A 20,061-nucleotide genomic window follows, 5' to 3' on the forward strand; every position below is an offset into this window, starting at 1 on the left:
AGTGCTTCACGAGGAAGCCCGACAGGTCTTTTTCAAAGGAACCTCATCCACCGAAGTGGACGGGGTATCAACTTCTGGCGTTGATTTTTGGCACGCTGTTGAGTTCTCAAGGAACGGACGCTTCCTTTGTACTCACCCTCTCGGGCTTTCCTCCGGGCTTTCGTTCTGTTCTTGCGTTTCCGACTCTATCAGACTCTTTCGTGTCCGACTTCCTCGGCGCTTTCCAGGTATTCGCTTTCGCGTTTTCCCTTTCCGGCGGTTCCGACTCTATCAGAAGTTCTCCACCGGATTTCCCCGGCTTCGGATTCTGATGAATCGAGTGCACCCCACACAGAATTGCATTCCTTGGGGGGTGGGCTGCCGAACTTGTCCAGTTCGAGGCAACCGTTTGACTCTACAACTCGGCCTGGGGGGTGTCAAAACGGCCCGGGCCATCGGCTGCGGGGCCGCCCCTAGAAGCCGGCCCGGGCCAGCAGTGCTTCGGCCTGTTGCCTGGTCAGAGGGGGCGGAACCGGGGCGGGCGGAGGGCCCGCGTGGTTGCCGCGACCGAACGACAGCATCCACTCGGCGAGAGGACTGTCGGGCTTCAAGCCCGCCACAAGGCGCTCACGCAGCTCCGGCAGGGTGTCCGCCCGAGCCGCTATCGCGTCGCGGACGAAGAGGTCCGGGTCCTCCGCCAGGAGGTCGCGCAGACCGGTAGGCAGGTCGGGGTGGGCGGCCACCGCGCTCCGTACGTCGGAATCCGGGTCGGCGGCCGGCTCCGGGGTCGGAGCCGAGTGGGCGACAGCAGCCTCCCGGGTTTCGGGATCGGCCAGCAGCCCGGGCAGGAGATCGGCAGGCGGGGGAAACGCCCGGAGACTGCCGCTACGGATGCCTGGGTCGGTGTCCGTCAACAGCATCCTGCGCACGGCATATGGAACATCACGCCATCGCCCGATGACCCCCGACCGCACGCTGCTGTCCGGGTCGGCGGCCAGCCGCGCCAGGAGCTCCGGCGGCAGATGGTCGTTCATGGTGAGGAACTGCCGCACCAGAGGATCCGGGTCGGCAGCCAAACGGGCCAGCACCCCGGGCGGCTCGTCCCTGATGTGCGCGGCGACCGCGCACCGGACGGGCGGCTCCGGGTGCTCGACGAAGCGAGCACTCACCCGGGCCGGCAAGGAGCTGTTGGCTGCGAGCGTGCGTGCGGAGCCGAGCGCGATGATCTCCTCGACCATCTCCTCGGTCAGGTCCCGGCGCAGCAGCGCCGCCGAACTGCGAGCCCCCTGGTGCTGGAGCAAGCGGCGCAGCACATCGGCCGGAAGATCCTCCTGAGTTGCCAGAGCGCTGAGTTCGGCATCCAGTTCCATGGACGGCAGGTTAGGCCGCGGACTGGAAGGCGCTCTGGCGGTCTCCGCGTTCGGCCGGGCCGATGCGGGCCCGAACCGCGTACCGTCCGGGCGTCAGCTCCACCCGTGTGTGGTTGTCGGGCTCCGTCCCCGACTCGGCGGCCACCCACCGTACGAAGACCCCGTGCTCCGGTAGGAACGTCGTGGACGAGGGCTCGTCTCCCAGCACCGACGCGCGGGACGGGCCCACCGTGAGCAGTCCGGCGCAGCCGGCCACGGCGCAGGCCCGGTCGTAGTCGGACTCAGGGGACCAGAACGACCTTGCCGAGGTTCCGGCGCTGCTCGATGAGCGCGTGGGCGCGGGAGGCCTCGGCGAGGGGGATCTCCTCGTGCACGGCCGTGCGCAGGGTGCCCGCGGCCCGCAGCTGCCAGAGCTCGCGCCGCCAGCGCTCGTACAGGTCGGGCTTGCCCGTGGCGATGGCCCGTATCTGGAAGCCGATCATCGAGGCGCCGCGGACCAGGAGTTCGTACGCCTCCACCGTGCCGCCGCCGGAGCTGAAGGCCACCAGGCGGCCGCCCGTCGCCAGGGCTCGTACGGCGGGGCCGAGCAGATCGCCGCCGACGCCGTCGAGGATCACGTCGTACGGGCCGTTCCAGTCGGCGTCCCCGTACAGGACGACCTCGTCGGCTCCCAGGCCGCGGACGAAGTCGGCCTTGTCCGCGCTGCTGACGGCCGCGACGACGCGTTTCGCCCCGCCGGCTTGCGCGTACTGCAGGGCGAGCGTGCCCACCGCGCTCGCCGCCGCCGTCACCAGGACCGATTCGCCGGGCTCCACGCGCGCGGCCTCGTACGCGCCGCGGGCCACCAGCCCGCTGCGGACCAGCGCGACCGCCTCGACGGCGCTCGCGTCGGCCGGGATCCGGGAGGCCATCGCGGTGGGGAGGACGGCGTACTCGGCGTAGGCATCGGAGAAGCAGAGTCCGGTGACACGTTCTCCGGCGCGGAAGCCGATGACGCCAGGGCCGGTGGCGACGACCGTCCCGGCCACCTCGCCTCCGAACGGGACGGGCTCGCTTCCCTCCCGCACCTCCCGCACCTTGCGCACGGTCGGCAGGGTCACCCCGACCGCCTCGACCCGGACCAGCAGCTCTGCGGCGCCCGCCGCGGGTACGTCCGCCTCCTCGGCGAACAGCACCTCCGGACCACCGTTGACCTCATGGCGCATGCGCAGCACAGGACCTCCCGACCTCCGAACGTTTTCATTGGATGTCCCAACGATATGGTCAAAGTCGTGGGGATGTCCAACGACTTTGTAGGCTGGGCCCATGACCTCGGCCCTCCAGCACATCCAGTCCTTGCCCTCCTGGCTCGTCGGCCGCGTCGCGGCGCGCGGCCGCGAACTGGTCGCGGCGGCGCTCGCCGCCGAAGGACTGAAGCTCATGCATCACGCGGTACTGGCCGCCACCGCCGAGTACGGACCGGTCGCCCAGGCCGACTTGGGCCGCCGGCTCGCCGTCGACCCCAAGGACATGGTCGGCATGCTCAACCACCTCCAGGAGGCGGGCCTCGTACTGCGCACGCCGGACCCCGACGACCGCCGTAAGAACGCCGTCACCGTCACTCCGGAGGGGACGGCCGTACTCGCCCGCTGCGCGGCCCTGGCCGAAGCCGCCAACGCCGAGTTCCTCGCCCCGCTCGCCCCGCCCGAGCGGGAGCACCTGGTGGCCCTGCTGACCCGGCTCCACGAGGCCCCGTAGGTCGCCGCGGGCTCCGCCGCACGCGGCAACAGCGCATGATGGGCGGATGGACGAGGTAACCATCAGCGAGGAAGACCGCCGCCAACTCGGGCTCTGGGCTGCCGATTGCGTCGAACGGGCCCTCCCCCTGTTCGAGGCGAAAGCTCCCTCCGACCCCCGCCCTCGCGAGGCGATCGAGGGCATCCGGGCCTTCGTACGCGAGGGGAAGCGAACCGCGCAGCTGCGCGCCCTCGCCTGGGCCGCCCACGCTGCCGCGCGCGAGGTCGACGACCCGGCGGCCACGGCCGCGGCCCGCGCCGCGTGCCACGCGGCGGCGACCCCGTACATCCACCCGCTGGCCACCCCGCACCAGTCGAAGCACGTCCTGGGACCCGCCGTGTACGGGGCACTCGGTCATGAGCTGGCCGCGGGCGATGCGGGCTCCGCCGACAAGGAGATCCGCCGGGCGATCGAGCACGCCCCGCCGGAGGTCCGCGCACTGCTGCGCCGGATGCCGGCCCGCAAGCCCGGGCGCAGCCGGCTGGACACGCTCTACTACGAACTCGACGCCGCCCTCCGCGGCTGAACCTCCTCGGGCCGTCCTGAGGGGGTAACTCCGGCTCTGCCGGCCCGACATGGGCCGAACGACTTTCGGCTCGCACCTCGAGCCCATGCCTCGACGAAAGTCGCGCACACGATCATCCTCCGTGCGGACGGCGACCACCGCCCTTGGCCCTAACGTGATCGGCATGACCAGTGACACGGGGGACGGGGCGGACGGGCGGACCTGGCGGCGGACCACGCTGGGGGTCGCGGCGGGGGTGCTCACCGCGGCGGCCGTATGCGCGATCTTCTGGTGGCAGGGCTGGAACAGGCCCACCACCGCAGCCTGGCTGTCCAGCAAGGCCGCGGTGAAGGTGGGCTTGTTCATCGCCGCGGGAGGCTTCGCCTCGGTGACCGTGTGGTGGCAGGCCCGCCGCGGATCGCGTTCCACGCCGCCCAAGGAAGCAGACTGAGGCGCATACGGGGCCCTGCCTGCCGTGCCGGCCTCTTCGAGCCGCCGGTCGGCTTCGAAGCCGACCGGGGGCCTTGGCCGACTGGATGGCCTGTCGGATCGGGGCGGGTATCTCGATCCCGCCGTCGGCGCCCGGCCGAGGCGCAGCTCGGCTGTCCCGAAGACGAGCGACTCGGGCTCAAGGCCGTGCCGGCCAACTGCCCCGAGCTTGAAGCCCTCACCGGCCACGTCCGGTTCTGCGCCCGGATACACACCGAGCGCCGAGGCCAACGACTCCCCGAATGACTCGACGCCGTCCCCCAGGACGACCTGCCCAGCCTCCGCACCCTCGCCGCAGGCATCGACCGCGACCGCGACACGGTCATCGCCGGTCTGCCCCTGCCGTGGAACTCAGGCGTGGTCGAAGGCCGCGTCAACCACATCAAGATGCTCGGGCGCAGACACTCGACCGTGCCTGCTTCGACCTTCTGCGCAAACGAGTCCTACTCGCTGAGTGACTCTTCGGCTTCCGGGCGAAGATCGTAGATCGGGAACGTCGTGGGCGAAGGATGTTCGTTGCACGCCTCTCCGTGCAGCTCTTCGGGACGCAGCGCCCAGGCGATGGCCTCACCCGGACCGCAGAATGAGGGATCAAGGTGGAACGTGGTCCGGGTCCCGAACGGTTTCGGCGCCATGAACTCTCTCCTGGGGCCGGTCGGGTCCATCCCGAGGAGCTCCTGGCGATAGCCGTGGCCATCCAGCCACACCTCGATGACCGTGCGGATGCTGAGTGCGGCAGCTGCGGAGGGAGCCCAACGCTGCATGTCGAACATGTCGAGCAGGGAACCGAAGACTCCCGGAAGAAGCCTCTCTCGTGCATCGGCACCGGGGCGCTGATCGCTCTCGACTGTGAAGCTGAGATCGGATCCGATCTCGACACTGATCTGTCCATGTCTGCCGTCGCGACGGTGCAGCCCATCCCAGGCCACCGCCCGCAAGACCTCGGTGGGAAGCTCGGGGCTGCCCTGATCGACGAGAAAATACCTCGCTGGGCGGCGCCGCACATCCTCCATGAGGTCGACTGCTCGAAGCGGCTCGACGGTGAACCTCTCCACTCGTCCTCCCCGTCTCTGCACCTACAGCCAGCCAGCCACAGCCGATCACGGCACCCACCCCCTGCAAGCACCACGCTCCCCGCTCGTCCGGTAGCCGTGCCGGCTTGTCACCCATCACGGAAGGAGAACCAGAACCCCGGTTCCGGAGGCCCTTGGAGCCGTGAGGAATCCGAACTGCACCGGTGATGCGCCGCCCGGTCCTACAGGCCGAAGGCGCCACCCTCGATGAGGATGAGCAGGCCGATGGCGATCAGGACCAGGGGCAGCAGGATGTGGCCCCAGCGGGCAAGCGCCTTGGCGACAACGGGGCGGGTGGCGAAGAACCGGCCCACGAAGCACCACACGGCCACCAGGACGAGGAACACCGCGGCATACACCGTCATGCCGCCGACGCCGGCGGTGGCGAAGACGGGCACGTAAACGCCGATGTTGTCGCCGCCGTTGGCGAACGTGACCGCGGCGACCTCCAGCGGGCCCGGCCCGCCCTCCTTACTCTGCTCCGCCTCCTCGTCCACGGCCCCGTCGCGGTGGTCTTTCCATCCCTGCCAGGCGGCCTTGAGGCCCAGGGCGAGCGGCAGGAGTCCGAGGTAGGGGATGGCGGACTCGGGCAGGAAAGTGGCTCCGAACGCTGCCGCCACCGCCACGGCGAGGATCGCGGCGAAGCCCAGGTACTGGCCCAGCACGATCCGGCGGGTAGAGCCGGGGTGACCGGTGCCCTGGGCGAAGAACAGCGCGAGGATCAGGATGTCGTCGATGTTGGTGACGGCGAACAGTCCGGCCGCCTGCCCGATGATGCCCAGGTCCACGAGTAGCTGCTCTCCTTCAGCGCGAGTGCCCCGGTGACGCTATCGGGAGCCCGCACCGCAGCGATCCCTGGGCCAGGGTTCGGTGCTGTCCCTTCTCGTTAACATCGAAAACGACACCGCCGGAGTGCCTCCCGAACTGCTGTCGAACCTAGCGAACAAAGCCAGCCTGGACGGATGGACGGATGGACGGATGGGCCGAGAGCTGCGGTGTCTCCGTCTACGCCAGTGGGCGGTCACGTCGTTCCGCACGCCGCGGTCACAAGTCTCCGCGGGGGCGGTGGCTGCGGCGGGCCCGAGCCTGTAACCGAAATCCGGTGGACGAGGTAGGGATACTGCCGTCATGGCCGTTACTCAGCAGCTCGCCCGCATACCCGAGGGGTATCTCGCCGCCTGCCGTCAGGCTGCCGCCGCGTCACCGGACGGCGATCACCGCTGGGATCCGCCGGTGTGCGACATGTTGGACCTGGACTGGGCACCGGCTCTGCTGAAACGTGTCGGCGAGGTGGCGGGACTCGGAGAAGTCCCTCTCGATGCACTGCGCCTGGCCACCGATGGCGACACGGCCTTGGAGCTCGGCTTCCTCGACGCCCACCCGCACGCCATAGCCCACTTCGGGGGCGCCCCCACCGGCCTGGACGTCTCCCAAGTGGCGCGCGTCTCCGAGCTCCTCGGCCAGATCGACATGCCCGCCCTTCTCGCTACCCTCCCGGCCGACGACAGTGACGCCGCGTCCTTGATCGGCCAGGTGGGCCCCATCGCTGGAGGCCTGCGCGCGTACCTGCTGGAGCACTTCAACGCCTTGCGCGATTTCTACGTCGACGCCGCCAGACGCCGGCTGCACATCGTGCTCTGGTGGGACTGACCCGCGACCCACAACGCGTCCCCAACGCCCACGAGCACCTGCAGAAACACCGTCCTCTGGTGGAGAGTTGGGCTGTTCACGTGCCGAAATAGCCTCCCGGGAGCGGCGGCCCGGACTGGCGCCAACGGTCACAGCTACTACGGGGAGCGCGAGCTTCTGCAGCTCTAACAATGCCTCGTTCTACGGGCGTTGGGCGTGGGGGTGCTGGGAGGGTGTCCAGCCATCCCATTACGCGGAGAACATGCGTGACTTCCCCGAACTCGTCGAGGAGTACCGGGCGATCCGACGCTCATGCGTGGACAACGACGTCCGGCGCACCGCCTAAGGGATGTCCCGTAAATGATCTCTGGGTTGGTGCGGACGTGGCTGTTCGCCATGCGGCCCGCGCGTCTGTCCAGCGATAGCGAGGTTGTGCATGCGAGCGATCCCGAGCATGGCGTGATGGACGCCGTCACCCTTGAGGCGGCAGTCGCGGAGGATCTTCCAAGTCTTCATGCGGGCGAAGGCGTGCTCGACGCGAGCTCGGCCCTGCTTGTGGGACTTGTTGTGCGCCTGCTTCCGGTCGGACAGGTCTTCGCCTTCGCGGCGGCGGTGGGGCATGACGAGTCCGGTGCCCGGATAGCCGCCGTCAGCGATCGCGAGTGTCTTGCCGACGGCGGCCCTGGCGCCGGACTCCTCCCATGCCGTGCAGTCGTTGCGATTGCCGGGGAGAGGCCGGCCGACCACGACGACCAGGCGGGTGTCGGCGTCGATGATGACCTGGTGATTGGTCGAGTACCGATAGTTCTTCGACTGCGCCGAGATGGTGATCGCGGGTGGGCACGAAGGTGCCGTCCACGATGAGCACGGTGTCCTCGGCGAACCGCCTGCGGGGTCGGAGCGCGAGCATCGGCCCGAGGTGGTCGATGATGCGGCCCGCTGCCGACTTCGAGACCCCGAAGAGCGGACCGAGCCGGCGCATCGTCAAGTTCGTCCGCCAGTAGGCCGCCACCAGCAGCAGCCGGTCTTCAAGAAGAAGGCCCCAGGGCCTGCCCCTGCGGACCGCGTCCCCACCTTCACGGCGCACCACGGCCACCAGCTTCCCGGAACAGCGCGGGCTCAGCCCGGTAAACGGGCTGTCCAAGACGGCTCCGACGCCGTGATCACACCAGTCACGCAGGGATCGTCGCACTTTGATCACGCTGCGGGTCCCAACTGCTTCTGGGGGGACACAACTCAGTCGCCCGGACGGACCCGGCATGAGAACCTCACACCCGTGGCTACGGAAACCGAGGTCGGAGAGCTGCTGCACCAGCGCGGCTGGCGCACAGCATTCACCGTCGCCGAAAGGGTGAACGCGTGGGCCGTCCTGGTGAGCGCCATCGAGCGCGGCTACGAGGACTTCATCCACGAGTACACCAACGACCTCTACTGCCGAAACTGGCTGCACGAGGCATGGCTCCTGCTGGATGAACACATCGTCCAGCTCTGGACCCCACAGATCAAAGCTCTGGACGACCGATACAAGGCCGCGACCATCAACGACGACGGCATCGCACTCGACCAGTTCCACAGGATCCCCGGCCCCGACCTGTGGTGGTGGCGGCGACACCCCCACATCCTCACCGGGAACCTGGGGCGTTCGCTTCGCTCAGCCGGCGCTGTCGGCGCCGACCTGGACACAACCTAACCCCTCAACCTCACGGGATTACGGGACAGCCCTTAGGAGGCGATCGCCCCGGGTCTGGCCGCGTACCAGCACGACGCCATCGAGGTCTTGGCCACCACACCACGCGGCTGAGCCTTGGCGCGGCCGCGGCCGCGATCGCCATCGCTTCGAAGGCTTGGCCCTAGCCGGCCGGTTCCCGGTGGCCCCAGAACGCAGAAAAGCCCCGCACCGAGCCCATAAGGGCTGGTGCGGGGCTTCCGCAATGATTGTTCGGCGGCGTCCTACTCTCCCACAGGGTCCCCCCTGCAGTACCATCGGCGCTGAAAGGCTTAGCTTCCGGGTTCGGAATGTAAACCGGGCGTTTCCCTAACGCTATGACCACCGAAACACTATGAAATTTAGAACATGCTGGTGTTGACACAGCTGTTCGTTATTTCAGAACTAACACAGTGGACGCGAGCAACTGAGGACAAGCCCTCGGCCTATTAGTACCAGTCAGCTTCACCCGTTACCGGGCTTCCACATCTGGCCTATCAACCCAGTCGTCTACTGGGAGCCTTACCCTCTCAAGGAGGTGGGAATACTCATCTTGAAGCAGGCTTCCCGCTTAGATGCTTTCAGCGGTTATCCCTCCCGAACGTAGCCAACCAGCCATGCCCTTGGCAGGACAACTGGCACACCAGAGGTTCGTCCGTCCCGGTCCTCTCGTACTAGGGACAGCCCTTCTCAATATTCCTACGCGCACAGCGGATAGGGACCGAACTGTCTCACGACGTTCTAAACCCAGCTCGCGTACCGCTTTAATGGGCGAACAGCCCAACCCTTGGGACCGACTCCAGCCCCAGGATGCGACGAGCCGACATCGAGGTGCCAAACCATCCCGTCGATATGGACTCTTGGGGAAGATCAGCCTGTTATCCCCGGGGTACCTTTTATCCGTTGAGCGACGGCGCTTCCACAAGCCACCGCCGGATCACTAGTCCCGACTTTCGTCCCTGCTCGACCCGTCGGTCTCACAGTCAAGCTCCCTTGTGCACTTACACTCAACACCTGATTGCCAACCAGGCTGAGGGAACCTTTGGGCGCCTCCGTTACCCTTTGGGAGGCAACCGCCCCAGTTAAACTACCCATCAGACACTGTCCCTGATCCGGATCACGGACCGAGGTTAGACATCCAGCACGACCAGAGTGGTATTTCAACGGCGACTCCACAACCACTGGCGTGGCTGCTTCAAAGTCTCCCACCTATCCTACACAAGCCGAACCGAACACCAATATCAAACTGTAGTAAAGGTCCCGGGGTCTTTCCGTCCTGCTGCGCGAAACGAGCATCTTTACTCGTAGTGCAATTTCACCGGGCCTATGGTTGAGACAGTCGAGAAGTCGTTACGCCATTCGTGCAGGTCGGAACTTACCCGACAAGGAATTTCGCTACCTTAGGATGGTTATAGTTACCACCGCCGTTTACTGGCGCTTAAGTTCTCAGCTTCGCAACCCCGAAAGGTCACTAACCGGTCCCCTTAACGTTCCAGCACCGGGCAGGCGTCAGTCCGTATACATCGCCTTACGGCTTCGCACGGACCTGTGTTTTTAGTAAACAGTCGCTTCTCGCTGGTCTCTGCGGCCACCCCCAGCTCACGGAGCAAGTCCGATCACCAGTGATGGCCCCCCTTCTCCCGAAGTTACGGGGGCATTTTGCCGAGTTCCTTAACCATAGTTCACCCGAACGCCTCGGTATTCTCTACCTGACCACCTGAGTCGGTTTAGGGTACGGGCCGCCATGAAACTCGCTAGAGGCTTTTCTCGACAGCATAGGATCATCCACTTCACCACAATCGGCTCGGCATCAGGTCTCAGCCTTAATGAGGGACGGATTTGCCTACCCCTCGGCCTACACCCTTACCCCGGGACTACCACCGCCCGGGCTGGACTACCTTCCTGCGTCACCCCATCGCTTACCTACTACAAGTCTGGTTCGTCGGCTCCACCACTTTCCTTTCCCCGAAGGGTCCGGAACGGCTTCACGGACTTAGCATCGCCTGATTCGATATTGGGCGTTTCAAAGCGGGTACCGGAATATCAACCGGTTGTCCATCGACTACGCCTGTCGGCCTCGCCTTAGGTCCCGACTTACCCTGGGCAGATCAGCTTGACCCAGGAACCCTTAGTCAATCGGCGCACACGTTTCTCACGTGTGTATCGCTACTCATGCCTGCATTCTCACTCGTGAACCGTCCACAACTAGCTTCCGCTGCTGCTTCACCCGGCACACGACGCTCCCCTACCCATCACAGCGGGCGTTGGCCCTATTGCTGCAATGACACGACTTCGGCGGTACGCTTGAGCCCCGCTACATTGTCGGCGCGGAATCACTTGACCAGTGAGCTATTACGCACTCTTTCAAGGGTGGCTGCTTCTAAGCCAACCTCCTGGTTGTCTCTGCGACTCCACATCCTTTCCCACTTAGCGTACGCTTAGGGGCCTTAGTCGATGCTCTGGGCTGTTTCCCTCTCGACCATGGAGCTTATCCCCCACAGTCTCACTGCCGTGCTCTCACTTACCGGCATTCGGAGTTTGGCTAAGGTCAGTAACCCGGTAGGGCCCATCGCCTATCCAGTGCTCTACCTCCGGCAAGAAACACACGACGCTGCACCTAAATGCATTTCGGGGAGAACCAGCTATCACGGAGTTTGATTGGCCTTTCACCCCTAACCACAGGTCATCCCCCAGGTTTTCAACCCTGGTGGGTTCGGTCCTCCACGAAGTCTTACCTCCGCTTCAACCTGCCCATGGCTAGATCACTCCGCTTCGGGTCTAGAGCGTGCAACTCAATCGCCCTGTTCGGACTCGCTTTCGCTACGGCTTCCCCACACGGGTTAACCTCGCTACACACCGCTAACTCGCAGGCTCATTCTTCAAAAGGCACGCAGTCACGACCGTTGTTCCGAAGAACAACGGCGACGCTCCCACGGCTTGTAGGCACACGGTTTCAGGTACTATTTCACTCCGCTCCCGCGGTACTTTTCACCATTCCCTCACGGTACTATCCGCTATCGGTCACCAGGGAATATTTAGGCTTAGCGGGTGGTCCCGCCAGATTCACACGGGATTTCTCGGGCCCCGTGCTACTTGGGAGATTCTTAAGCAAGCCGCTGATGTTTCGTCTACGGGGGTCTTACCCTCTACGCCGGACCTTTCGCATGTCCTTCGACTACATCAACGGTTTCTGACTCGCCGACCGGCCGGCAGACCGATCAAAAGAATTCCCACAACCCCGCATGCGCAACCCCTGCCGGGTATCACACGCATACGGTTTGGCCTCATCCGGTTTCGCTCGCCACTACTCCCGGAATCACGGTTGTTTTCTCTTCCTGAGGGTACTGAGATGTTTCACTTCCCCTCGTTCCCTCCACACTGCCTATGTGTTCAGCAGTGGGTGACAGCCCATGACGACTGCCGGGTTTCCCCATTCGGACACCCCCGGATCAAAGCTCAGTTGGCAGCTCCCCGGGGCCTATCGCGGCCTCTCACGTCCTTCATCGGTTCCTGGTGCCAAGGCATCCACCGTGCGCCCTTAAAAACTTGGCCACAGATGCTCGCGTCCACTGTGTAGTTCTCAAACAACGACCAGCCACCCATCACCCCACCAGACAAGCTGGCGAGTTCACTGGGGCCGGCACTGAAGATCGCAACCTTACGGCCGTACCTTCAGGACCCAACAACGTGCCAAGCACGACCATTCAAGATCTCATCACTTTCCACGCCGAAGCAGTACTTGTGAAGGACTCTCATGACCGTGCCAACTAATCAACGTTCCACCCATGAGCTGACCGTGCAGAACGTTTGTCTGCAATCGGTACTGTGCTCCTTAGAAAGGAGGTGATCCAGCCGCACCTTCCGGTACGGCTACCTTGTTACGACTTCGTCCCAATCGCCAGTCCCACCTTCGACAGCTCCCTCCCTTACGGGTTGGGCCACCGGCTTCGGGTGTTACCGACTTTCGTGACGTGACGGGCGGTGTGTACAAGGCCCGGGAACGTATTCACCGCAGCAATGCTGATCTGCGATTACTAGCAACTCCAACTTCATGGGGTCGAGTTGCAGACCCCAATCCGAACTGAGACCGGCTTTTTGAGATTCGCTCCACCTCACGGTATCGCAGCTCATTGTACCGGCCATTGTAGCACGTGTGCAGCCCAAGACATAAGGGGCATGATGACTTGACGTCGTCCCCACCTTCCTCCGAGTTGACCCCGGCGGTCTCCTGTGAGTCCCCATCACCCCGAAGGGCATGCTGGCAACACAGGACAAGGGTTGCGCTCGTTGCGGGACTTAACCCAACATCTCACGACACGAGCTGACGACAGCCATGCACCACCTGTATACCGACCACAAGGGGGGCACTATCTCTAATGCTTTCCGGTATATGTCAAGCCTTGGTAAGGTTCTTCGCGTTGCGTCGAATTAAGCCACATGCTCCGCTGCTTGTGCGGGCCCCCGTCAATTCCTTTGAGTTTTAGCCTTGCGGCCGTACTCCCCAGGCGGGGAACTTAATGCGTTAGCTGCGGCACCGACGACGTGGAATGTCGCCAACACCTAGTTCCCAACGTTTACGGCGTGGACTACCAGGGTATCTAATCCTGTTCGCTCCCCACGCTTTCGCTCCTCAGCGTCAGTAATGGCCCAGAGATCCGCCTTCGCCACCGGTGTTCCTCCTGATATCTGCGCATTTCACCGCTACACCAGGAATTCCGATCTCCCCTACCACACTCTAGCTAGCCCGTATCGAATGCAGACCCGAGGTTAAGCCTCGGGCTTTCACATCCGACGTGACAAGCCGCCTACGAGCTCTTTACGCCCAATAATTCCGGACAACGCTTGCGCCCTACGTATTACCGCGGCTGCTGGCACGTAGTTAGCCGGCGCTTCTTCTGCAGGTACCGTCACTTTCGCTTCTTCCCTGCTGAAAGAGGTTTACAACCCGAAGGCCGTCATCCCTCACGCGGCGTCGCTGCATCAGGCTTTCGCCCATTGTGCAATATTCCCCACTGCTGCCTCCCGTAGGAGTCTGGGCCGTGTCTCAGTCCCAGTGTGGCCGGTCGCCCTCTCAGGCCGGCTACCCGTCGTCGCCTTGGTGGGCCATTACCCCACCAACAAGCTGATAGGCCGCGGGCTCATCCTTCACCGCCGGAGCTTTCAACCCCCGCCCATGCAGGCAGGAGTGGTATCCGGTATTAGACCCCGTTTCCAGGGCTTGTCCCAGAGTGAAGGGCAGATTGCCCACGTGTTACTCACCCGTTCGCCACTAATCCACCCCGAAGGGCTTCATCGTTCGACTTGCATGTGTTAAGCACGCCGCCAGCGTTCGTCCTGAGCCAGGATCAAACTCTCCATGAATGTTTACCCGTGATCGGGTGCACACATCACTTAGAGCGGGCGCATCATGTCGGAATAAGACCGACGCGCCACAACGTCCTCGCTGTGTTTTGTTGCCTGCCAGTGCTTCACAAGTGAAGCCCGACAGGTCTTTTTCAAAGGAACCTCATCCACCGAAGTGGACGGGGTATCAACTTCTGGCGTTGATTTTTGGCACGCTGTTGAGTTCTCAAGGAACGGACGCTTCCTTTGTACTCACCCTCTCGGGCTTTCCTCCGGGCTTTCCTCCGGGCTTTCGTTCTGTTCTTGCGTTTCCGACTCTATCAGATCCTTTCGGGCCTGACCCCCAGTCAGCGGGGTTTGCCTTCCGGGCTGTTGGGCCCTTCCGACTCCTGAACTCTAGTGGATTTCCCCGGCGATTCATAATCGGCCTTCGGAAAGAAATTCGGGCATGCCGAATTCGTTCCCGGTGGGAGATCGTGCAGAGTTGGATGCCGCAACGAGGCGGCGGGATTCGTTGTCGCCAAAACCTTCCGGCTCTGGGACAACTCGAAGAACCTTACGGACTCCCCGGGCTGGTGTCAACCCCGGTGGTCAGCTGGGGGACTGGAGGTCCTCCACGCGGTCCAGCAGGCGCGCGAGCATGTCGCCGAGCACCCCGCGCTCCGCGGTGGAGAGGTCCTGGAGGAGGTCCTCCTCGAAGACCGTGGCCGCGCGCATCGCGTCCAGCCACTTGCTGCGGCCCTCGTCGGTGAGCTCCACGATCACGCGGACCCGGTTGGACTCGTCCCGCTCTCGCGTGACCAGGCCCTCCGCCGTCATGCGGTCGATCCGGTGGGTCATCGCCGCCGGCGTGAGGCCCAGCTGCTTCGCCAGTTCGCTCGGGCCCATCCGATAGGGGGAGCCGGAGATGACGAGGGCCTTGAGGACCTCCCACTCCGCGTTGCTGATGCCCAGGGCCGCCGTCTGGCGCCCGTACGCGACGTTCATCCGGCGGTTGAGGCGGCTCAGTGCCGAGACGACCTTCTCGACCTGGGGGTCCAGGTCCTGGAACTCGCGCTGATAGACGGCGATCTGTTCGTCGAGGCTCGGCTCTGGGACGGACGCAGTGCCGTCGGGGGTGTCACCCATGGGTCGAAGTATCGCACGAGCTCGTTGGCGTCTAACTCCTTCGGTGTGTACTGTTAAGGCTTGAAGTTTAGGTATGAAGTCTTCAGGCTTCAGGTCTCAAAGGCAGGTGAGAAGTGACCAAGGTGATGGGCGCTGCGATGCGGCGGATCCAGGCCGGGAACGCGCTGACCGCGTTCGGCATCGGCTTCACGGTTCCGTTCCTCTACATCTATGTGGCGCAGGTGCGAGATCTGGGTTCCATGGCCGCCACGAGCGCGTTCGTGGCCTTCGCCCTGGGCGCTCTCGTCGCGCTGCCCTTCACCGGTCGGGTCATCGACCGACGTGGTCCGGTGCCTGTGGTCATCGGGGCGGCCCTCACCGCCTCGGTCGGGGCGCTCTCGCTCGGGCTCTCCTCCGGCATCACGGCGATCCTGTTCTCCGCCCTGGCGCTCGGCGCCGGGCAGGCCGTGATGCAGCCTGCTCTGGCCACGATGATCGTGTGGTGCTCCACGCCGTCCACGCGGACCCGTGCCTTCGCCCTGCAGTTCTTCATGCAGAACCTGGGCCTGGGCATCGGTGGTCTGCTCGGCGGTCAGATCGTCGACGAGAGCCGGCCCGGCAGCTTCACCCTGCTGTTCGGCATCGAGGCCGTGATGTTCCTGGTCCTGGCGGGCGTCATCCTCAGCGTGCGACTGCCGCAGGTACCGACCATCAAGGACGCCATGCCGAAGGACCCGTCCCAGGCGGGCGGCAGCGGCTGGAAGCGGCTGCTCCGGCACAAGGCCATGGTGCAGCTGTGCGTGCTGGGGTTCGTGGTGTTCTTCGCCTGCTACGGACAGTTCGAGTCGGGTCTGGCTGCCTTCGGTACCGAGGCCGCCGGGATCGCCCCCTCCACCCTCGGATTCGCGCTCGCGGCCAACACCGGTGCGATCGTCGTCGCGCAGTTCGTCGTGCTCAAGCTGGTCGAGACGCGCCGTCGGTCGCGGGTGATCGCGCTCGTCGGGCTGATCTGGACCGTGGCGTGGGTCATCGCCGGGTTCTCGGGTCTGGGGCACGGCAGCGCCATGATGGCCGCCGCCGCGTTCATCACCACGTACGCGCTCTTCGGCATCGGCGAGGCCATGCTGTCGCCGACCCTGGCTCCGCTGGTGGCCGACCTGGCGCCCGAGGGCTCCGTGGGCCAGTACAACTCGGCCTTCGCGCTGGTCAAGCAGATGGCGCTGGCGCTGGGGCCGCTCGGGGTGCCGCTCGGTGCGGGGGTTCCGATGCTCTACATCGGGGTCTTCGTGCTCGTGTCGCTCGGGATCGCCGCGCTCGCGCTGCGGCTCGGCAGGCGGCTGAGCCCCATGCAGGACAACCCGTGGGTGGCGAGCAGGGTCGTGGCGCAGGGTGGTCCGGTCGTGGTGGCCCAGGATGTCGTGGCCGAGCGTGCGGTGGCCGAGCGTGCGGTGGGCAAGGACGTCGCCGTCGAGCCCGTTCACGCGTGAGCACGTAGGAACACGTAGGAAGCCGATGGTCGTACGTATATACGTGCGGCCGCGCGGAAGGCCCCGGTCCGGGTGGATCGGGGCCTTCCGCGCGTTCGGCTACTTGTCCGGGAGGGCGAACTCGCACCAGACGGCCTTGCCGCCGCCCGGGGTGCGGCGGGAGCCCCAGGCGGAGGCGATGGTCGCGATGATCGAGATGCCGCGGCCGGTCTCGTCGGCCGGTTCGGCGCGGCGGCGGCGCGGGAGGTGGTCGTCCCCGTCGGTGACCTCGATGATCAGCCGGCGGTCGGTGCGGCGCAGCCGTAGCCGCATGGGTGGGGTGCCGTGCTGGAGGGAGTTCGCGACGAGCTCGCTGGCGGCGAGCACGCCGAGGTCGCAGAGCTCGATGGGGAACCGCCAGGAGGCGAGGACACCCTGGGCGAAGGCGCGGGCGCGCGGGGCCGCCTCGATGCCGCCGAGGAGTTCCAGGGCGGCGTTGTGGAAGAGCTCGGCGTCCGCTCCGGTGCGGGCGGGTTGCTGGAGGACCATCACGGCGACGTCGTCGTCGTGGTCGGCGTCCACGCCGAGGGCGCGCATGAGGCGGTCGCAGATGACGGCCGGGGTGCCCTGGGCGCCGGAGAGGGCGCGTTCGAGGGCGGCGACGCCCTCGTCGATGTCCTCGCCACGGCGTTCGACCAGGCCGTCGGTGTAGAGGACGGCGGTGGAGCCGGGGCCGAGGGCGATGGTGCCCGAGGTGTGCAGCCAGCCGCCGGTGCCGAGCGGTGGGCCGGTGGGGTCGGCGGCTCTGCGTACGGTGCCGTCCTCGTCGCGGACGAGGATCGGGAGGTGGCCCGCGGAGGCGTACGCGAGCAGGCCTTCGTTGGGGTCGTGGACGGCGTAGACGCAGGTGGCGATCTGGCTGGCGTCGATCTCGGCGGCGAGGCCGTCGAGGAGTTGGAGCACCTCGTGCGGGGGCAGGTCGAGGCGGGCGTAGGCGCGGACGGCGGTGCGCAGCTGGCCCATGACGGCGGCGGCGCGCACGCCGCGGCCCATGACGTCGCCGATGACGAGGGCGGTGCGGCCGGCGCCGAGGGTGATGACGTCGTACCAGTCGCCGCCGACGGCGGCCTCGGTGCCGCCGGGTTGGTAGGTGGCGGCGACGCGCAGGTCGTCGGGCTGTTCGAGCTCCTGGGGGAGGAGGGAGCGCTGGAGGGTGACGGCGGCCTCGCGCTGGCGGCGTTCGCTGGCGCGGAGGCGCTCGACGGCTTCGGCGTGGTCGGTGACGTCGGCGAGGTGGATCAGGACGCCGGTGTGGTGGGGGTCGGGCTCGCCGGCGGTGTCGGACGCGGGGAACTCGACCGGGGTGCAGGTGACCGTGTAGGAGCTGCCGCCGCCCGGTGCGGTGCGGTTCTTGGCGGTACGGGACTTGCCGCTGCGCTGGACCTGGTCGAGGAGCGGGAGGAGGCCGAGCTCGCCGAGTTCGGGGAGCGCCTCGTGCGCGGGGGCGCCGGGGGTGCGGGCTCCGAAGCCGGCGGTGTAGGCGTCGTTGACGTAGGCGACGCGGTGCTCGGGGCCGTGGACGAGGGCGACCAGGGCCGGGAGCCGGCCGAGGACCTCGCGTACGGAGAGCTCGTCGAGGGAGGGCACGGCGGTGAGGACGCCCGTTCCGCGGGGTGGGGACGTTGCCGGGGACACGGACGGGGACGGGGGCGTGCCGGTGCCGACGCCACTGCCGCTGCCGCTTCCGGTCCCGGAGACCGTGGGGTCGGCGGGGTGGCCGTCGGCGGGCGTGGACCGCTCGGCTCCGGGGTCGGCGCGGCCGCCGCGGGCTGCCGGGACCGCGCCTTCACCTCGCTTGGCCTGGGCGGCGGCGTGTTCGGACCGGGCGGCGGCGCGGCGCTGCGTTCCGGGAAACCGGGCGCTCCAGCGCGTGAAGTTCACTGCGTTCAAGCCTCGTGGTGTCGCGAGTGGTCGCTGTGTCGCTCGTGGGCGGTCGCTGACTGGACGATGTCACTCTGTGCAGGGGTGAGCGCACCTATGGTCACACGTCCAGTGTGGCCGACCGCACTGACAACGTCAGCCCTGGCCGTTCTGCGGGGGGTTGGGGGCGGGGGGTGGATGAGGGGGCTTGGGGCCGCCGCCTGCGGCCAGTTCGAATTCTGCCCTGGGGTGTTCGAGGGAACCCAGGGAGACGATCTCACGCTTGAAGAGGCCCGCGAGGGTCCATTCGGCGAGGACGCGCATTTTGCGGTTGAAGCTCGGGATGCGGCTGAGGTGGTAGGCGCGGTGCATGAACCAGGCCGGGTAGGCCTTGAGCTTGCGGCCGTAGATGTGGGCGACGCCCCGGTGCAGGCCGAGCGAGGCGACCGAGCCCGCGTACTTGTGCGCGTACTCGGTCAGGACCTCGTCGCGCAGGGCGGCGAGGAGGTTGTCGGCGAGGACCTTGGCCTGGCGGACGGCGTGCTGGGCGTTGGGGGCGCATTCGCGGCCCTCCTCGCCCGCGGTGATGTCGGGGACGGCGGCGGCGTCGCCCGCGGCCCAGGCGTGCTCGACTCCTTCGACGGTGAGGAAGGAGGTGCAGACCAGGCGGCCGCGTTCGTTCTTGGGGAGGTCGGAGGCGGCCAGGATGGGGTGCGGTTTGACGCCCGCGGTCCAGACGACGGTGCGGGTGGGGAAGCGGGCGCCGTCACTGAGGACGGCGACGCGGTTCTCGCAGGATTCGAGCCGGGTCTCCATGCGTACGTCGATGTTGCGGCGGCGTAGTTCGCGGACCGTGTAGACGCCCATCTTCGGGCCGACCTCGGGGAGGATCCGGTCGCTGGCTTCGACGAGGACCCACTTCATGTCCTCGGGCTTGATGTTGTGGTAGTACCGCGAGGCGTAGCGGGCCATGTCCTCCAGTTCGCCGAGGGCTTCGACGCCCGCGAAGCCGCCGCCGACGAAGACGAAGGTGAGGGCGGCGTCGCGGAGGGCGGGATCGCGGGTGGAGGAGGCGATGTCCATCTGTTCGATGACGTGGTTGCGCAGCCCGATGGCCTCTTCGACCGTCTTGAACCCGATGCCGTAGTCGGCGAGTCCGGGGACGGGGAGGGTGCGGGAGATGGAGCCCGGGGCGAGGACGAGTTCGTCGTACTCCATCTCGATGGGGCCGGTGCCTTCGTCGGCGGTGGCGAGGGTGCTGACGGTCACGGTCCGTTTGGCGTGATCGATGCGCTCGGCCTCGCCGATGACGATGCGGCACTTGCCGAGGACGCGGCGCAGCGGGACGACGACGTGGCGGGGGGAGATCGCGCCCGCGGCCGCTTCGGGGAGGAAGGGCTGGTACGTCATGTAGGGCTCGGCGCTGACCACCGTGACCTCGGCTTCGCCGGCTCTCAGCTTTCGCTGGAGGCGGAGCGCCGTATACATGCCGACGTAGCCGCCGCCGACGATCAGGATGCGCGTACGGGGCGGGGTACCGGGGGCCGTGCCCCGGGAGTTAGCAGCCTTCACCATCCCATGACGCATCGTGGCCGGGAGTTTGTCCACAGGCCCGGCAAATTGTGTGACCGGAGTGAGTGCTGGGGCGGGGTGCAAGAGGACGTCAGCTTGTGGCGAAAATCTGCAGGTCAGGGCATGC

Annotated in this window: 14 protein-coding genes, 3 rRNA genes and 1 pseudogene; 6 read left to right on the forward strand and 12 right to left on the reverse strand. The window is 66.2% G+C overall.

Annotation, left to right across the window (positions count from 1 at the left end; translation table 11 throughout):
• Window positions 1-452: 452 nt before the first annotated feature.
• The 3 genes from OG624_RS19450 to OG624_RS19460 are packed head-to-tail and all read right to left on the reverse strand — an operon-like array spanning window position 453 to window position 2,563.
• Window positions 453-1,349 (reverse strand): hypothetical protein, encoded by an 897-nt coding sequence (locus OG624_RS19450; RefSeq protein ID WP_371639637.1) that lies wholly within the window; start codon window positions 1,347-1,349, stop codon window positions 453-455.
• A gap of 10 nt (window positions 1,350-1,359) precedes the next feature.
• Window positions 1,360-1,605, reverse strand: coding sequence for an Imm21 family immunity protein (locus OG624_RS19455; RefSeq protein ID WP_371587992.1), 246 nt, complete (start codon window positions 1,603-1,605; stop codon window positions 1,360-1,362).
• Window positions 1,606-1,630: 25 nt separating this feature from the next.
• Window positions 1,631-2,563, reverse strand: coding sequence for a quinone oxidoreductase family protein (locus OG624_RS19460; protein ID WP_371639638.1), 933 nt, complete (start codon window positions 2,561-2,563; stop codon window positions 1,631-1,633).
• A 91-nt stretch (window positions 2,564-2,654) separates the two neighbouring features.
• Here OG624_RS19460 and OG624_RS19465 point away from each other — a divergent pair, with 91 nt between their 5' ends.
• The 3 genes from OG624_RS19465 to OG624_RS19475 all read left to right on the forward strand — a co-directional run bounded on the left by OG624_RS19465 (window position 2,655) and on the right by OG624_RS19475 (window position 4,081).
• Window positions 2,655-3,086, forward strand: coding sequence for a MarR family winged helix-turn-helix transcriptional regulator (locus tag OG624_RS19465; protein WP_033227134.1), 432 nt, complete (start codon window positions 2,655-2,657; stop codon window positions 3,084-3,086).
• Between the two features lie 46 nt (window positions 3,087-3,132).
• On the forward strand, window positions 3,133-3,651 hold the full coding sequence (locus OG624_RS19470; RefSeq protein WP_033227136.1) for a putative immunity protein: 519 nt from the start codon (window positions 3,133-3,135) through the stop codon (window positions 3,649-3,651).
• A 163-nt stretch (window positions 3,652-3,814) separates the two neighbouring features.
• A complete protein-coding gene (locus OG624_RS19475; protein WP_371587993.1) occupies window positions 3,815-4,081 on the forward strand; it encodes a hypothetical protein in 267 nt (88 codons plus the stop codon).
• Window positions 4,082-4,562: 481 nt separating this feature from the next.
• On the opposite strand, the gene OG624_RS19480 is transcribed toward OG624_RS19475, so the two are convergent.
• Window positions 4,563-5,174, reverse strand: a complete 612-nt coding sequence (locus OG624_RS19480; RefSeq protein WP_266352396.1) for a hypothetical protein — start codon at window positions 5,172-5,174, stop codon at window positions 4,563-4,565.
• 200 nt (window positions 5,175-5,374) lie between these two features.
• Window positions 5,375-5,980: a cadmium resistance transporter gene (locus OG624_RS19485; RefSeq protein ID WP_371639639.1), complete on the reverse strand. Its 606-nt coding sequence runs from the start codon at window positions 5,978-5,980 to the stop codon at window positions 5,375-5,377.
• 340 nt (window positions 5,981-6,320) lie between these two features.
• Between OG624_RS19485 and OG624_RS19490 the strand changes: the two genes are divergently transcribed.
• The gene (locus OG624_RS19490) at window positions 6,321-6,842 is read left to right on the forward strand and encodes a DUF1877 family protein (protein ID WP_371639640.1); all 522 of its coding nucleotides are present in this window, start codon (window positions 6,321-6,323) and stop codon (window positions 6,840-6,842) included.
• Window positions 6,843-7,163: 321 nt separating this feature from the next.
• Here the strand turns inward: OG624_RS19490 and OG624_RS19495 are convergent.
• Window positions 7,164-7,997: pseudogene (locus OG624_RS19495) on the reverse strand (transposase).
• A 100-nt stretch (window positions 7,998-8,097) separates the two neighbouring features.
• On the opposite strand from OG624_RS19495, the gene OG624_RS19500 reads away from it, so the two are divergent.
• Window positions 8,098-8,511 carry a hypothetical protein gene (locus tag OG624_RS19500; RefSeq protein ID WP_371587998.1) on the forward strand — a complete coding sequence of 138 codons (414 nt, stop codon included), beginning with the start codon at window positions 8,098-8,100 and terminating at the stop codon, window positions 8,509-8,511.
• Between the two features lie 247 nt (window positions 8,512-8,758).
• On the opposite strand, the gene rrf is transcribed toward OG624_RS19500, so the two are convergent.
• The 4 genes from rrf to OG624_RS19520 all read right to left on the reverse strand — a co-directional run bounded on the left by rrf (window position 8,759) and on the right by OG624_RS19520 (window position 14,997).
• Window positions 8,759-8,876, reverse strand: a 5S ribosomal RNA gene (rrf, locus tag OG624_RS19505).
• 79 nt (window positions 8,877-8,955) lie between these two features.
• Window positions 8,956-12,078, reverse strand: a 23S ribosomal RNA gene (locus tag OG624_RS19510).
• Between the two features lie 284 nt (window positions 12,079-12,362).
• Window positions 12,363-13,887 (reverse strand): 16S ribosomal RNA (locus OG624_RS19515).
• The 16S, 23S and 5S rRNA genes sit together here, the layout of an rRNA operon.
• Window positions 13,888-14,460: 573 nt before the next feature.
• Window positions 14,461-14,997 (reverse strand): MarR family winged helix-turn-helix transcriptional regulator, encoded by a 537-nt coding sequence (locus OG624_RS19520; RefSeq protein WP_033227099.1) that lies wholly within the window; start codon window positions 14,995-14,997, stop codon window positions 14,461-14,463.
• 125 nt (window positions 14,998-15,122) lie between these two features.
• Here OG624_RS19520 and OG624_RS19525 point away from each other — a divergent pair, with 125 nt between their 5' ends.
• The gene (locus OG624_RS19525) at window positions 15,123-16,463 is read left to right on the forward strand and encodes an MFS transporter (protein WP_078909779.1); all 1,341 of its coding nucleotides are present in this window, start codon (window positions 15,123-15,125) and stop codon (window positions 16,461-16,463) included.
• Window positions 16,464-16,562: 99 nt separating this feature from the next.
• Here the strand turns inward: OG624_RS19525 and OG624_RS19530 are convergent, their stop codons facing one another.
• Both OG624_RS19530 and OG624_RS19535 read right to left on the reverse strand, forming a co-directional pair.
• On the reverse strand, window positions 16,563-18,383 hold the full coding sequence (locus tag OG624_RS19530; RefSeq protein WP_033227100.1) for an ATP-binding SpoIIE family protein phosphatase: 1,821 nt from the start codon (window positions 18,381-18,383) through the stop codon (window positions 16,563-16,565).
• 135 nt (window positions 18,384-18,518) lie between these two features.
• Window positions 18,519-19,937 carry an NAD(P)/FAD-dependent oxidoreductase gene (locus OG624_RS19535; protein WP_033227101.1) on the reverse strand — a complete coding sequence of 473 codons (1,419 nt, stop codon included), beginning with the start codon at window positions 19,935-19,937 and terminating at the stop codon, window positions 18,519-18,521.
• Window positions 19,938-20,061 lie beyond the last annotated feature (124 nt).

Source organism: Streptomyces virginiae, from assembly GCF_041432505.1.
Lineage (GTDB): Bacteria > Actinomycetota > Actinomycetes > Streptomycetales > Streptomycetaceae > Streptomyces > Streptomyces virginiae_A.

Excerpts from the sequence above, each read along its gene's own strand:
- OG624_RS19450 (WP_371639637.1), bottom strand. The coding sequence starts at position 1,349 with ATGGAACTGGATGCCGAACTCAGCGCTCTGGCAACTCAGGAGGATCTT.
- OG624_RS19465 (WP_033227134.1), top strand. The coding sequence starts at position 2,655 with ATGACCTCGGCCCTCCAGCACATCCAGTCCTTGCCCTCCTGGCTCGTC.
- OG624_RS19470 (WP_033227136.1), top strand. The coding sequence starts at position 3,133 with ATGGACGAGGTAACCATCAGCGAGGAAGACCGCCGCCAACTCGGGCTC.
- OG624_RS19475 (WP_371587993.1), top strand. The coding sequence starts at position 3,815 with ATGACCAGTGACACGGGGGACGGGGCGGACGGGCGGACCTGGCGGCGG.
- OG624_RS19490 (WP_371639640.1), top strand. The coding sequence starts at position 6,321 with ATGGCCGTTACTCAGCAGCTCGCCCGCATACCCGAGGGGTATCTCGCC.
- OG624_RS19520 (WP_033227099.1), bottom strand. The coding sequence starts at position 14,997 with ATGGGTGACACCCCCGACGGCACTGCGTCCGTCCCAGAGCCGAGCCTC.
- OG624_RS19525 (WP_078909779.1), top strand. The coding sequence starts at position 15,123 with ATGGGCGCTGCGATGCGGCGGATCCAGGCCGGGAACGCGCTGACCGCG.
- OG624_RS19535 (WP_033227101.1), bottom strand. The coding sequence starts at position 19,937 with ATGGTGAAGGCTGCTAACTCCCGGGGCACGGCCCCCGGTACCCCGCCC.